This is a genomic window from Rothia sp. BD8, assembly GCF_044878465.1.
Classification (GTDB): Bacteria; Actinomycetota; Actinomycetes; order Actinomycetales; family Micrococcaceae; genus Rothia; species Rothia kristinae.
Genome location: NZ_JANJES010000002.1, coordinates 11,166 through 25,326, shown reverse-complemented (window position 1 = coordinate 25,326; position 14,161 = coordinate 11,166). Strand labels below are relative to the sequence as shown.

Sequence of the window (14,161 nt, the reverse complement as noted above, 5' to 3'; positions counted from 1 at the left end):
GCGCCCGGTGGTGAGATGCTGAGAGGCATGTCCACCGCCGAGAATCCCCCCGCCGACCGAGAGCGCGAGCGGCTGCGTCGCGAGGCCGCAGGACTGCGCCAGCAGCGGCTGAGCCTGGACCGCGCCCTGCGCGAGGCCATGGCCCGCAACGAGCGGCTCACCGGAACCCTGCGCACCGCCCAGGACGACATCCGCCGGCTGCGCCAGGCCCTGGCCCAGGAGCTCGAGGCCCCGATGAACGAGGCGCTGGTGCTGCGGGTGAACCCGCCGGTGCGCGCGGGGGCGCTGACCCAGGAGGCCGAGACCCCGGCGATCCTGACCCAGGCCAGCCTGGACGTGCTGCTGGGCGGGCGCCGGATGCGGGTGCCGGTCAGCCTCCTGCTGGACCCGGAGCAGCTGCGCCCCGGGATGGTCGTGCTGCTCACCGAGTCCGCGGGGGCCTGCGCGAACCTCGGCTACCGGCTCTCCGGGGAGATCGCCACAGTCCGGGAGATCCTGGACGAGGACCGGCTCGTGGTGGGCACCGGACAGTCCACCCAGGCCGTGGCCCGTCGATCCGGGCTGCTGGCCGAGGTCCCGCTGGGCATCGGCGACGCGGTGGCCTGGGATCCGGCGGCGGGCCTGGCCCTGTGCACCGTGCCCAAGACCGAGGCCGAGGAGCTGGTCCTGGAGGAGACCCCGGAGACGACCTTCGCGGACATCGGGGGGCTCTCCGCGCAGATCGAGCAGATCCGCGACGCCGTCGAGTTGCCGTTCCTGCATCCCGAGCTGTACCGCGAGCACCATCTGAAGGCCCCCAAGGGGATCCTGCTCTACGGCCCGCCCGGCAACGGCAAGACCCTGATCGCCAAGGCCGTGGCCCGCTCCCTGGCCCAGCGGATGGAGGCCGCCGCCGGCGGGGCCGATGTGCGGGGGTATTTCCTCAACGTCAAGGGCCCGGAGCTGCTGGACAAGTTCGTGGGAGAGACCGAGCGCCAGATCCGGGCGATCTTCTCCCGCGCCCGGGACAAGGCCGACGCCGGCAGCCCCGTGGTGATCTTCTTCGACGAGATGGAGTCCCTGTTCCGCACCCGAGGGGCCGGGCGCTCCTCGGACGTGGAGACCACCATCGTCCCGCAGCTGCTCGCCGAGATCGACGGCGTCGAGGCGCTGGACAACGTCATCGTCATCGGGGCCACCAACCGGGAGGACATGATCGATCCGGCCGTGCTGCGCCCCGGCCGCCTGGACGTGAAGGTGCGGGTGGACCGCCCGGACCGGGAGGGCTCAGCCCAGATCCTCGGACTCTACGTGACCACCGAGCTGCCCCTGGACGCGCAGGAGGTGCGCGCCCACGGCGGGGACCGGGCGGCCGCCGTCGCGGCGATGATCGAGACCACCGCCGAGGAGATCTTCGCCCGGGACGAGCGGCACCGGTACCTGGACGCGATCCTCGCCGACGGCCGCCGGATCCCGGCGCACTGGGGGGATTTCGTCTCCGGGGCGCTGCTGCGCAACGTCGTGGATCGGGCCAAGAAGCACGCGATCAAGGAGTACCTGGAGACCGGGGAGAAGGGGCTGGCCACCCGGCACCTGGTGCGCAGCGCGGCCGAGGAGTTCGCCCAGCAGCGCGACGCCGCCTCCCGGGCGGATGTGGAGGACTGGCTCAAGAGCCTCGGGCACTCCGTGGCCCTGCAGGGGCTGGAGCGGCCCGCGGCGGCGTCGGGGGAGGGGCGCTCGTGATCTTCACCCGGCCCATGGGCTCCGAGACCGAGTTCGGGGTCAGCTGCCCGACGCGCCCCGGCGCCCACGAGACCATCCTGTCCGCGCTGGTCGTCGACTCCTACCCGGATGCGGCCCGGGACGCGGGCTGGGACTACGCCGGGGAGACGCCGCTGCGCGATGCCCGCGGCGGGCGGATGGAGGAGGAGCAGGCCCACCCGAGCCAGCTGACCCACCGCAGCCGGGTGCTCACCAGCCAGGACGTGGCCCGGGAGCTGATCGCCGATTCCCCGCAGGCCGCGGATCCGCGGTTCTGGGAGCGGGCCGCGATGAACCGCGTGCTGCCGGACGGCGCGCGCTTCTACGTGGATCACGCCCACCCGGAGTACTCCGCCCCGGAGACCACCCACCCGTGGGAGGCGCTGGTGCGCGACGCCGCCGGAGACCTCATCGCCGGCCGGGCGGCCCAGGCGGTGCCCGCCCGCTACGGCGCCTCCTGGCCGGATCCGGTGGTGCTGCACAAGAACAACACGGACAACAAAGCCGTGTCCTACGGCTACCACGAGAACTACCTCGTGCCCCGCCGCATCGACTTCTCCCGCATCGCCGCGGTCATGATCCCCTTCCTGGCCACCCGCCCCGTCCTGGCCGGGGCCGGGCGGGCCGGACTCGGGGCGCAGGGCGTGCGCCCCGGCTTCCAGATCAGCCAGCGCGCGGACTTCTTCGAGCGCACCATCGGCCTGGAGACCACCATCCGGCGTCCCCTGGTCAACACCCGGGACGAGCCCCACGCCGATGCCGCCCGGTGGCGGCGCCTGCACGTGATCCCCGGGGACGCCACCCTCTCCCACACCTCCACGCTGCTGAAGTTCGCCTCCACCGCGGCCGTGCTCACCCTCATCGAGCACGACGCCGCCCCGGCCCTGGAGCTGGCCGCCCCCGTGCATGCCATGCAGCTCATCTCCCGGGACCCCTCGCTGACCACCCGCGTGGAGCTGACCGACGGGCGGCGCCTGACGGGTCTGGAGATCCAGCGGATCTACGCGGAGGCCGCCCGCGAGCGCGCGGAGGCCCTGGGCGCTCTGCAGCCGCGGGACGAGGAGATCTTCCGGATCTGGTTCGAGGTGCTGGATGGGCTCGCGCGGGATCCGCTGAGCCAGGCGGATCGCCTGGACTGGGTCGCCAAGTACGCCCTGATCCGCGGTTACGCCCAGCGCGGCATCGACGTCGGGCACCCGAAGGTGCAGGCCCTGGACCTGCAGTACGCGGATCTGCGCCCGGAGCGCAGCCTGTACGCCAAGCTGGTCGCCCTGGGTCGGATGCGCACCCTGGTGCCGCAGGAGCGGATCGAGGAGGCGGTGCGCACGCCCCCGGAGGACACCCGCGCGTGGCTGCGGGGTCGGCTGATCGTCCTCTGGCCGGATCAGGTGCACTCGGCCGGCTGGGAGGTGCTGGCGCTGCGCGACCCGGACACCGATCGGGTGCACCGCTGGGTCGTTGATGACCCGCTGCGCGGGACCCGGGCCGAGACCGAGCACGTGCTGGAGACCTCACCGAGCGCCGTGGCGGCCCTGCGTAGACTCGGGATGCAGACCCTGGGCTGAGCAGGCCCGCGACCCCGGAGGAGAGGACAGATCGAGATGGCGCAGTTCCGCGACGCCGCGCAGCAGCGGCAGACCGAGACCGGTACCGAGACGGACCAGGAGCTGCTGGGCGCCGCGCGCCCGGTGGATCAGCAGCTGGTGAGCGAATCCGATGACATCCTCGACGAGATCGACAGCGTCCTGGAGGAGAACGCCGAGGACTACGTGCGCGGCTTCGTGCAGAAGGGCGGCCAGTAGGCCCCATGCGCAGCAGGATCTTCGGCGTCGAGACCGAGTTCGGCCTCCGCTTCGCCCCGGACGGGCTGGGGCAGCTGGCTCCCGAGGAGGCCGCCCGCGTGCTGTTCCGGCCCGTGGTGGAGTGGGGGCGGTCCTCCAACGTGTTCCTCGGCAACGGCGCGCGGCTGTACCTCGACGTCGGTTCCCACCCGGAGTACGCGACGGCCGAGTGCGCGAGCCTGACCGATCTGGTCCGTCAGGACAAGGCCGGCGAGCGGATCTTCGAGGATCTCGCCGAGCAGGCCGAGGACGCGCTGACGCTGAGGGACCGTCCGGGCCGGCTGCACCTGTTCAAGAACAACGTGGACTCGGCCGGGAACTCCTACGGCTCGCACGAGAACTACCTGATCTCCCGGCGCGTGGAGTTCCCACGGCTGGTGCGCCACCTGGTGCCGTTCCTGGTGACCCGGCAGCTGGTGGTCGGCGCGGGCCGACTGCATCCCCCGGGCTCCGCGGCCGCCGTGCAGGCCGGCCGGGAGGGCGGGTCCTACTCCTTCTCCCAGCGCGCGGACCACGTCTGGGAGGCCGCCTCCTCGGCGACCACCCGCTCCCGGCCCCTGATCAACACCCGGGACGAGCCGCACGCGGATCCCTCGGCCTACCGGCGCCTGCACGTGATCGTGGGGGACTCCAACATGTCCGAGACCACCCTGCTGGCGCGGGCGGGCATGACGGATCTGATGCTGCGGATGATCGAGCACCGGGTGGGCCTGCCGGATCTGCAGCTGCGCCACCCCGGGCAGGCCCTGCGCGCGGTCTCCCACGACCCCACGGGTGCCGCCGAGGTGGAGCTGGCCGACGGTCGCCGGCTCAGCGGGCTGCAGCTGCAGCGGATCTGCCTGGAGGCCGCCGCGGACTTCCTCGATGCCCAGGGCTCGGACCGCCCGGAGACCGACGTCGTGATGGACCTGTGGGAGCGCACGCTGGAGGCGATCGAGACCCAGGACATCTCCGGGATCGACACGGAGATCGACTGGGCCATCAAGCGCCGGCTGATGGAGCGGGTCTCACGGGGCCACGGCCTGGATCCCGCCGACCCGCGCCTGGCGCAGGTGGACCTGGCCTACCACGACATCAACCGCTCCCGGGGGCTGTTCCACCTCCTGCAGCGGCGGGGCCTGACCCGGCGGTGGGTCACGGAGGAGCAGATCGCCCAGTCCATCGCCGAGGGTCCGCGGACCCGGGCCCGGGTGCGCGGCGGATTCATCCGCGCCGCCCGCGAGGCCGGCCAGGACTTCACGGTCGACTGGGTGCACCTGAAGATCAACCAGCGTCCCGACCTCTCCCACGTGTGCCAGGATCCCTTCGCGGCCAGCGACCCGGCCGTCGAGGAGACCGTGCGCACCCTGGTGGGTCGCCGGGCGCCGGCAGACCCGCCCGAGGATCAGGCCGGCGTCCCGCTGGTCTAGTCCGGCGCAGAGTGCGCCCCGGCGCATGTACTAGAGTCGGGCACGCATCCACCGGTGAGGCACCGCGAAGACCACCGATCCCGTCAGCGAGGAAAGAATCCCAGTGCGCAAACCCCTCAAGCTCTCCGCCGCCGCGGCCATCCTGGCCCTGGCCCTGACCGGCTGCGGCCAGCACGCGATGGACTCCATCGACTACACGGACAAGGGAGCGGACAAGGCCCCCGAGGTCAGCTTCCAGACCCCGTTCAAGGTCGACGACGCGACCACCAAGGTCCTCAAGGAAGGCGACGGCGCCGACGTCGATCCGGGGGACACCGTCATCGTCAACGCCGCGCTGTACAACGGCGAGGACGGCAAGGAGGTGCAGGACACCTACCAGAGCCAGCAGCCGATGACCGTCGTGCTCAACGACGACGTGAAGGACAAGCTGCCCGAGCTCTACGACGCGCTGGTCAACGCCAAGGTCGGCACGACCTTCGCCTTCGCCCAGGCCCCGGATGAGGCGAAGACCGGCTCGAAGGACGCCTCCGTGCTGGAGGTCTACACCGTGTCCGAGAAGATCCTGGACCACGCCGAGGGCGATGAGGTCAAGGACCTGCCCTCCGGCCTGCCCAGCGTGAAGATCGAGGACGACGGCCCGAAGATCACGATCCCGAAGGACACCGAGCAGCCCACCGAGCTGACCGCCCAGAACCTCATCAACGGCTCCGGCACGGAGGTCAAGGCCACGGACACCGTGTTCGTGAAGTACGCCGGGGTGAAGTGGTCCGACGGCAAGCAGTTCGACTCCAACTGGACGAAGGACCCGACCAGCTTCGCCCTGGACCAGGTCATCGCCGGATGGAAGGACGGGCTGAAGGGCAAGCACGTCGGGGATCGGGTGGAGCTGGTGGTCCCGGCGGACCAGGCCTACGGCACCGACGAGGAGGTCAAGGGCACGAAGAACCCGGGCGGGGCCCTGGTCTTCGTGGTGGACATCCTCGGCACCCAGCCCACCCCGAAGCAGACCACACCCTCCCCGAGCCCCTCCGGACAGGCCTCCTCGGCCCCCGCCTCGGCGGCTCCTTCGGCCTCGGCCGAGAGCAAGTGAGCATCCCACCCCGACGACGATAAGGAGCATCCCATGTCCTTCGGCCAGCGCACCCTGGATCGAACCAAGCCCGAGATCGACTTCCCCGAGGGCCCGGCGCCCACCGAGCTGGTGGTCACCGACCTCATCGAAGGCGCCGGGCGGGCCGCGCAGCGCGGCGACACCGTCAGCTGCCACTACGTCGGCGTCACCTTCTCCGGCGGGGAGGAGTTCGACGCCTCCTGGAACCGCGGGGAGCCGCTGCGATTCACCGTGGGCGTCGGGCAGGTCATCGAAGGGTGGGACCAGGGCCTGCTCGGGATGCGGGTGGGCGGACGCCGCCGCCTGGAGATCCCGGCGCAGCAGGCCTACGGCGAGCGCGGGGCCGGCGGGGTGATCGGACCGAACGAGGCGCTGATCTTCGTCGTCGATCTGGTCGACGCCCGCTGAGCGGCACCGCCGTCGTGGGGCACAGATCCGCCGCGCGCCAGAGGCGGCGCCGATGAGCAGCACCGTGCCGGCCGGGGTCTCCGAGCGTCTGCTGGCCCTGTACGCCTTCCTGATCACCCGGGAGCTTCCCGCGGACCGAGCCAGGATCCGCGAGGCCATCCAGGACTACCGGCAGGCCCCGAGCGAGGAGGCCTTCGAGCGCAGCTTCGAGCGGGACAAGGCGGCCCTGCGCGCCGTCGGTCTCCCCCTGCGCACTGTGCACCGAGCCGATGGCCCGGCCTACGTCCTGGATCAGGACGGGCTGTGGCTGCCCCGGCTGAGTCTCAGCGCACGCCAGCGGCTCTTCCTGGGCCTCGCCTCCCGACTGTGGGAGGAACCGGAGCTGGTGCGCGAGGGCGACCAGGCCCTGCGCCGGCTCCGGGTGCTGACCCCCGAGGCCGCTTCGGACCGAGAGGCCGAGGCCGAGCTCCCCGGGCCCGCGGAGTCCGGGCCGGTGACCGACATCCCCGATGAAGACCCGGTGACCACGGCGCGCCTGGATCGCCTCGAGGTGCGGCTGAGCTCCGCCCCGGGGCTGGACCAGGTGCTGGATGCCCTGGCGCTGGGCGAGGACCTGCGCTTCACCTACCGCGGCGCCCTGGAACTGACCGGGCGGGAGCGACGGATGCGCCCGTGGGGCCTGGGCCAGCGCTTCGGGCACTGGTACGTCCACGGCTGGGATCCGCAGCGGCGGGCGCCCCGGCTGTTCCGGCTCTCGCGCATGGCCCAGCTGCGGCGGGCCCCCGCCCAGGGGCGGTCCGTCCCGACGGACCTGGACCTGTCGGCCGTGCTGGACGGCATCACCGAGGTCTCCGGGCCTCGTGCCGTGCTGCGCGCACCGGCCGCCCTCGCTCCGCTGGTGCGGGACTGGATCGAGGAGGGCCTGGCGCTGCGGGCGGATCCGGAGACCCCGATCACACCGGAGGACGGGGTTCCTGTGCGGATCCTCGACGTGCTGGAGCTGGCTCGCTGCCTGGCCGAAGCCGACGGCGCCGTCACCGTGGAGTCCCCGGAGCTGGGAACACGAGGCCTGGAGGCGGTGCGAACCCGGGCCCGACATCTGGTGGACGCGGCGCAGGACCGACGCGAGCTGATCCGCCGGGCCCGGGCGGAGGGCCGGGTACGCACCCGCCCGGTCCGCCGCAGCCCGGAGCGGGAGAGCCGCTACGCCCGGTTCGCCCGCCTGGCTGATCTGATCGTGCGCCTGTCCGAGGTCCCGGGGGCGGAGGTCTCGCAGCTGGCCGAGGAGTTCGGGGTGGATCGCCGCAGGATCGTGAAGGACCTGGAGATCCTGGCCGACGCGGGCGACGCCGTGGGGGACGGTGCCGACCTGCGGGTCGAAGCGCACGAGGACGACGTGCGCCTGAGCCTGAGCACCCGCCTGGCCGGCCCGGTGCGCCTGGGGCCCCAGCAGACCCTGCGACTGCTGTTGGGCACCCGCCTGCTGGCCGAGCTGCTGCCCGACCACGACGCCGAGCTCGGCGAGCTCGCCCTGATGCTCGCCCGCACGCTGCCGCGCCCGGACGAGGCGGCCGCCCCCGTACCGGCCCTGTCCGTGCGTCTGGAGGAGGACCTCAGTCGGCTCGCCGGACGCCTGCGGGAGGCCGCCCGCACGGGGGGACGGGTCCGGCTGAATTACCGCTCGCGGGGCGATGACCGACCGCGGGAGCGGCTGCTCCAGCCCCTGGCGGTCGAATCCCGGCGAGGCATCTGGTACCTGCGGGCCCGAGACCTCGCCCGGGATCAGGAGCGCACCTACCGGCTGGACGCGGTGCACGGCGTGCACGACGCCGGCCCCGGCCGGCCCGGGGAGCCGGATCTCCCGGCCACGGAGCCGGAGGAAGCGCGGGCCCGGGTGCGGACGGGCGCAGCGGCGCAGGCGAGCATGCTGCTGTGGGTGCACCCCGACGTCGAGGCCGACGCGGCCCGGGAGCTGGGCGCGATCCGTGAGGCCGAGGTCCTCGCCCCGGCGGACCTGGCCCGGGCCGGGCTCTGGCGCATCCCCGTGCGCGATCCCAACCAGCTGCGCCGGGTCCTGCGCCGCCACGGCGGGCAGATGGCGGCCTGGGAGCAGATCCCCGACGTCACACCCGCCACCTGAGCCGCCCCGGAAGCGGGTATCCGGTGCTCGCCGCTGCGGTCCCGGCGCCCCTCGTCTGCGTATACTGGGGCCCATGCCGTGGTGGTTCTGGGTCCTGCTCTGGGCCGTGCTCGCGCTGACGGGCCTCGCCGTGCTCGCGATCCTGACGCTGCGCACCGGACGCCGAGCCCTGGCCGCGCTGGAAGCCGTCTCCGAGCTCGGCGAGGACATGACCCGCCGCTGGGAGCAGGGCTCCGCGGCGGTCGCACGTCACATCCGCCGGACCCCGGTGCCCGGTATCCTGGTTCCGTTGGATCAGGCGCGGCGGGAGTACCTGACCGGGCGGGAGGCACGTCGGGACCGCTTGGCCGCCCGCCGCATCGCCCGTCGTGACCGCCGAGGCCAGCCGCAGCGCGTGGATGACCTGCGCCGCGGCGCACAGAAAGGAAACAACCATGGGTAACCTCTTCCACAGCCCCACGCACCTGCTCATCCTCATCGTGGTCCTGCTGCTGCTGTTCGGGGCGCCCAAGCTGCCCGGCATGGCCCGCAGCCTGGGCCAGTCCATGCGCATCTTCAAGTCGGAGGTCTCCGAGATGCGCAACGACAAGAAACCCGCTTCCGGCCAGTCCACCACCGTGGTCAACGGCGAGGTCGTCAAGGACGGGTCCGCCTCCTCCGGCGAAGGCTCCACCGCGGCCGACCAGTCCCGCGCCGAGCAGACCAGCACCGGCTCGGATTCCACCCGCAGCTGACCGGGAGCCATGGCACGTACCCAGAGGGCGGACCGCCCGCGCCGTCGCAAGCGCACGCCCGGCGCCCAGATGGAGCTGCGCGAGCACCTGAGGGAGTTCCGCAACCGTCTGATCAAATCCGCCGTCGCGACCCTGGCCGGCATGGTCGGAGGGTTCTTCCTCTACGACCCGGCGATGCAGGCCATCCAGGCGCCCCTGCACCAGATCGCGCAGGATCCCTCCCGCAACATCTCCATCAACTACTCCGCGGTCGGGTCCCCCTTCGACCTCATGGTGCAGGTCTCCCTGACCATCGGCGTCATCCTGGCCTCCCCGGTGTGGCTCTACCAGCTGTGGGCGTACATCCTGCCGGCTCTGCACCGGAAGGAGAAGGCCTACGCCCTGGTGTTCTTCTGCAGCTCCGTCCTGCTGTTCCTGGGCGGAGTGGTCATCGCGTGGCTGTGCATGCCGGCGGCGGTCATCGCCCTGACCATCTTCACGCCGGAGGGCGGGGACAACTTCATCGACGCCAAGACCTACATCGCCTTCGTGCTGCGCCTGCTGCTGGCCTTCGGCGTGGCCTTCGTGCTGCCGGTCGTGCTGGTGGGGCTGAACATGATGGGGCTGATCCGGGGCCGCACCATCCTGAAGTCCTGGCGCTGGGTCGTGGTGCTGGTGGCCCTGCTCGCCGCGATCGCGGCTCCCGGCTCGGACGTGCTGACCATGTTCTACCTCATGGCCCCGCTGCTGATCCTGTTCTTCCTGGCCATCGGCCTGTGCCTGTGGGGGGACCGACGACGGGACCGCAGGGCCGCCGCCGCGCTGGACGATGCCGGCGTCGGATCGGATGCGGCCACCCCGGAGGATCAGCTGCGCACCCTGGGCCGCTGAACCTGTCTCGGGGCTGTCCGCCGCCCGCCGAATCCCGGATGAGCCGCACAGCTGCGCCGATAGGATGGGGACATGCCCAGCTACGCCGACCAGTACCTCGCCGCCCGGGACCGCTCCTCCTTCGCCAAGACCCCGCTGGGGCGCTTCGCCGCCGGACTGGACTTCGAGCTGGATGACTTCCAGCTGCAGGCCTGCCGCGCCGTCGAGGACGGTGAAGGGGTGCTCGTGGCGGCGCCGACCGGGGCCGGGAAGACCGTCGTCGGCGAGTTCGCGGTGCATCTGGCCCGCGCCGAGGGCGCCAAGGCGTTCTACACGACCCCCATCAAGGCGCTGAGCAACCAGAAGTACCAGGACCTGGTGCGGGTGCACGGCGCGGACCGCGTCGGCCTGCTCACCGGGGACGTGTCGGTCAACACCGAGGCGCCGATCCTCGTGATGACCACCGAGGTGCTGCGCAACATGCTCTACGCCGGCTCCCCGACGCTGCGGGGCCTGCGCTACGTGGTCATGGACGAGGTGCACTACCTCGCCGACCGCTTCCGCGGGGCCGTGTGGGAGGAGGTCATCATCCACCTGCCGGCCTCGGTCAGCGTCATCTCCCTGTCCGCGACCATCTCCAACGCCGAGGAGTTCGGGCAGTGGCTGGACGCCGTGCGCGGCTCCACACGCGTGGTGGTCTCCGAGCACCGGCCCGTGCCGCTGTGGCAGCACGTCATGGTCGGCTCGCGGTTGTTCGACCTGTTCTCCGGGGACACCACGATCGCCCAGGCCGCGGACATCGTGCGCGATCGCGGGGCCGACCAGGTGAGGGTCAACCCGGACCTGCTGCAGGCCACCTCCCACCGCACAGGTCCCCGGCGCGGGCGCCGCGGCGGGCAGCGACCCCGCACCCCGCGGACCCGCCGGGCCCCGCGCCCGGTGGTGCTGCAGGAGATGGATCGGGAGGGTCTGCTGCCCTCGATCGTGTTCATCTTCTCCCGAGCCGCCTGCGACGACGCCGTGCGCCAGTGCATCGACGCCGATCTGCGCCTGACCGACGACCGCCAGGCCCGGCTCATCCGGGCCTACCTCGCGGAGGCCACGGTCGGGGTGCCGCTGAAGGATCTGCGCGTGCTGGGATACGACACCTGGCGGGAGGGCCTGACCCGCGGCATCGCCGCCCACCACGCGGGGATGCTCCCGCTGTTCAAGGAGATCGTGGAGCAGCTGTTCTCCCAGGGGCTGGTCAAGGCCGTGTTCGCGACCGAGACCCTGGCCCTGGGCATCAACATGCCGGCCCGCTCCGTCGTGCTGGAGAAGCTCACCAAGTTCAACGGCGAACGCCACGTGGACATCTCACCGGGGGAGTACACCCAGCTGACCGGGCGGGCCGGGCGGCGCGGCATCGACGTCGAGGGCCACGCCGTGGTGCTGTGGAACGACGGGATGGACGCCAAGTCCATCGCCGGGCTGGCCTCCCGCCGAACCTATCCCCTCTACTCGAGCTTCAAGCCCACGTACAACATGTCCGTGAACCTGCTGGATCGCTTCGGGGTCGAGCGGACGATGACCATTCTGGAGTCCTCCTTCGCCCAGTTCCAGGCGGATCGCTCCGTGGTCAGCCAGGCCGCGAAGGTCCGCCGCCAGGAGCAGGCCCTCGCCGGGTACGAGGAGTCCATGACCTGCCACCTCGGGGACTACGCGGAATATGCGGACCTGAAGTACAGGTTGAATCAGCTGGAGAAGAAGTCCACCCGGGACCGCCGCTTCGCCCGCCGGGCCGTCGCCGCGGACGACCTGCGGCTGCTGCAGCCCGGGGACATCCTCGAGGTCCCCCATGGGAAGCACGCCGGGCACGCCGTCGTGATCGCCCGGCCTCAGGAGGCCCGGGACGTGCAGGTGGGGGTGGTCACCGAGGCCGCTCAGCTGCGTCAGCTGCGTCCGGAGGACTTCGCGGGTGCTGTGCGCCCGGTCTCCCGGGCCAAGATGCCCAAGGGTTTCGCCCCCCGCAGCGCTCAGGAGCGCCGGGATATGGCCTCGCGCATGTTCGCCGCCCTGCGCGAGCACAAACCGCCCCGCTCGATCTCCGGGGCGCGGGAGGCCGACTTCCATCCGGCCCGGGACACCCGCCGGGAGGAGATCGATCGACTGCGCACCGCGGTGGAGTCCCACCCGTGCCACGGCTGCTCCCACCGCGAGGAGCACGCCCGCTGGTTCAACCGGTGGGTGCGCCTGCGCCGGGAGACCGACGCCCTGCGCCGGGAGATCGACTCCCGCACGAGCACCATCGCCCACCGGTTTCAGCGCATCACCGACCTGCTCACCGACTACGGCTACGTCGAGCGCGGCGGCGAGCGCGAGGAGCTGAGACTGACCCCGCTGGCGGCGCCGCTGCGCCGGATCTACGGGGAGCGGGACCTGCTGACCAGCCTTGCCCTGAGCGACGGGGTCTTCGACGATCTGGACCCGGCGGCCCTGGCCGCGGCCGTGACCGCCGTCGTGCATGAGGGCAAGCGCGAGGCCACGGAGTTCCTCGGCCGGTATCCCGCGGGCCTGGGGGAGCGGATGGCCCAGCTGCGCCGGCTCTGGCAGCGGCTGACCGAGGCCGAGCGGCACCACCGCCTGCCCGAGACCCCCGCGCCGGACGTCGGGCTGATGTGGTCCATGCACCGCTGGGCCCGGGGGGACAGCCTCGCGCAGTCCCTGGAGAACTCCGGGCTGGCGGCCGGGGACTTCGTACGCGCCGCGAAGCAGGTCATCGACGCGCTGGATCAGCTCGGACACGCCCGCGCAGAGGATCCCGACTGGCGCACCCTGTGCGAGGCCGCCGCGGCCCGCGTGCGCCGCGGCGTCGTGCTGCACGAGCTGGACCCGCAGGCGCGCACCCCCGATGAGGCCGCGGCGCAGGAGCCCCGCGCGCAGGCACCGCGCGGGGAGGAACCGATCGAGGAGGAGCGGCGATGAGCGCGCAGCAGCAGATACGAACGGTCGATCGGAGCGCGGCGACGGTGATCTACCGGAACGGCTCCGTGTACTCGCCGGTCGATCCCTTCGCCACCGCGCTGCTGGTCCAGGACGGCCGGATCCGCTGGGTCGGGCAGGAAGCCGGGGCCGACTCCCTCACGGACGCGCACGTGCACACCGTGGACCTGGACGGCCTGCTGCTGACCCCCAGCTTCGCGGCCGCCGGACCGGAGCCCTCGGAAGAGCGGGGCTGGCTGGACCTGCGGCGGGCCGGCGTGCACGCGGTCCTGGATCCGCAGCGCGGGTGGGTGGACGCCGCCGGTCAGCGCAGCCCGCTTCCCGCGCGCGTGCGGCGCCTGGGCCCGCAGGGACCCCTGGATCCGGCGCAGGCCGAGCAGGCGGAGGGCGATCCGCTGCTCGTGCTGGCCCCGGAGGACGCACCGGAGCCGGGCGGATGGATCGACGTGGCCCGGGCGGGCCTGAGCGCCGGGCGACCCCTGGGCGTGGCCGAGGTCCTCGAACCCGGAACGGCCCCGCGGCCGTGGCGGCTCACGCTGGCGGCCCTGCGCCTTGAGCAGCAGGGCCCCGGGATCTCCACCCGCGGCTGCTTCGGGCTGCAGACCCGCGGGGTGCGTCGGGTCTGCGGCGTCGACGGACCCTTCGGCGGCCAGCTCGTGCCGGAGGCCCCCGCGGATCTCATCGGGTGGCGCACGGAGGCGCTCATGGTGCAGACCGCCGATGAGAGGATCGCCGCCTGGAGCACGGATCCCCGAGCCCGCACCCCGCTGCTGCCCGCGCTGGGGCCGGATGTCCCGCTCCCGCAGGCCCGCCTCTCCCTGATCGGCACCTCGGAGCTGACCTGGTGAGAGGCCCGTCGGACGGGGTGCCCGGTCGCTGGGTCGGTGCGGGGGAGGGCTGGCCGATATACTGGCCAGCGACCCGAGACTATGCTCGCCGCGCGCCCT

General features: G+C 72.5%; 12 protein-coding genes. All 12 read left to right on the top strand.

The features are described from left to right. Window positions 1–27: 27 nt before the first annotated feature. The 12 genes from arc (at window position 28) to NQ707_RS01650 (ending at window position 14,062) form a co-directional block, all read left to right on the top strand. Complete coding sequence (gene arc / locus NQ707_RS01705) at window positions 28–1,722, top strand: proteasome ATPase (protein ID WP_279751879.1); 1,695 nt, start codon at window positions 28–30, stop codon at window positions 1,720–1,722. After that, a complete protein-coding gene (gene dop, locus NQ707_RS01700) occupies window positions 1,719–3,305 on the top strand; it encodes a depupylase/deamidase Dop (protein WP_404434422.1) in 1,587 nt (528 codons plus the stop codon). The genes arc and dop overlap by 4 nt, the downstream gene beginning before the upstream one ends. 36 nt (window positions 3,306–3,341) lie before the next feature. Beyond that, window positions 3,342–3,542 (top strand): ubiquitin-like protein Pup, encoded by a 201-nt coding sequence (locus NQ707_RS01695; RefSeq protein WP_058731722.1) that lies wholly within the window; start codon window positions 3,342–3,344, stop codon window positions 3,540–3,542. A gap of 5 nt (window positions 3,543–3,547) precedes the next feature. Continuing rightward, window positions 3,548–4,990, top strand: coding sequence for a Pup--protein ligase (gene pafA, locus NQ707_RS01690; RefSeq protein ID WP_404434420.1), 1,443 nt, complete (start codon window positions 3,548–3,550; stop codon window positions 4,988–4,990). Window positions 4,991–5,093: 103 nt separating this feature from the next. Then, window positions 5,094–6,080 (top strand): FKBP-type peptidyl-prolyl cis-trans isomerase, encoded by a 987-nt coding sequence (locus NQ707_RS01685; protein WP_058743676.1) that lies wholly within the window; start codon window positions 5,094–5,096, stop codon window positions 6,078–6,080. A gap of 33 nt (window positions 6,081–6,113) precedes the next feature. After that, a complete protein-coding gene (locus NQ707_RS01680) occupies window positions 6,114–6,509 on the top strand; it encodes an FKBP-type peptidyl-prolyl cis-trans isomerase (RefSeq protein WP_260008456.1) in 396 nt (131 codons plus the stop codon). Between the two features lie 52 nt (window positions 6,510–6,561). Continuing rightward, entirely contained in the window at window positions 6,562–8,649 is a 2,088-nt protein-coding gene (locus NQ707_RS01675; RefSeq protein ID WP_404434417.1) for a helix-turn-helix transcriptional regulator, read from the top strand. A gap of 73 nt (window positions 8,650–8,722) precedes the next feature. After that, window positions 8,723–9,091: a hypothetical protein gene (locus tag NQ707_RS01670; RefSeq protein ID WP_058730877.1), complete on the top strand. Its 369-nt coding sequence runs from the start codon at window positions 8,723–8,725 to the stop codon at window positions 9,089–9,091. Beyond that, a complete protein-coding gene (gene tatA, locus NQ707_RS01665) occupies window positions 9,084–9,383 on the top strand; it encodes a Sec-independent protein translocase subunit TatA (RefSeq protein ID WP_404434415.1) in 300 nt (99 codons plus the stop codon). The genes NQ707_RS01670 and tatA overlap by 8 nt, the downstream gene beginning before the upstream one ends. Window positions 9,384–9,392: 9 nt before the next feature. Beyond that, window positions 9,393–10,253, top strand: coding sequence for a twin-arginine translocase subunit TatC (tatC, locus tag NQ707_RS01660; RefSeq protein ID WP_224799497.1), 861 nt, complete (start codon window positions 9,393–9,395; stop codon window positions 10,251–10,253). 72 nt (window positions 10,254–10,325) lie between these two features. Further along, the gene (locus tag NQ707_RS01655; protein ID WP_404434413.1) at window positions 10,326–13,196 is read left to right on the top strand and encodes a DEAD/DEAH box helicase; all 2,871 of its coding nucleotides are present in this window, start codon (window positions 10,326–10,328) and stop codon (window positions 13,194–13,196) included. Next, the gene (locus tag NQ707_RS01650; protein ID WP_404434411.1) at window positions 13,193–14,062 is read left to right on the top strand and encodes a hypothetical protein; all 870 of its coding nucleotides are present in this window, start codon (window positions 13,193–13,195) and stop codon (window positions 14,060–14,062) included. The genes NQ707_RS01655 and NQ707_RS01650 overlap by 4 nt, the downstream gene beginning before the upstream one ends. Window positions 14,063–14,161: the final 99 nt, after the last annotated feature.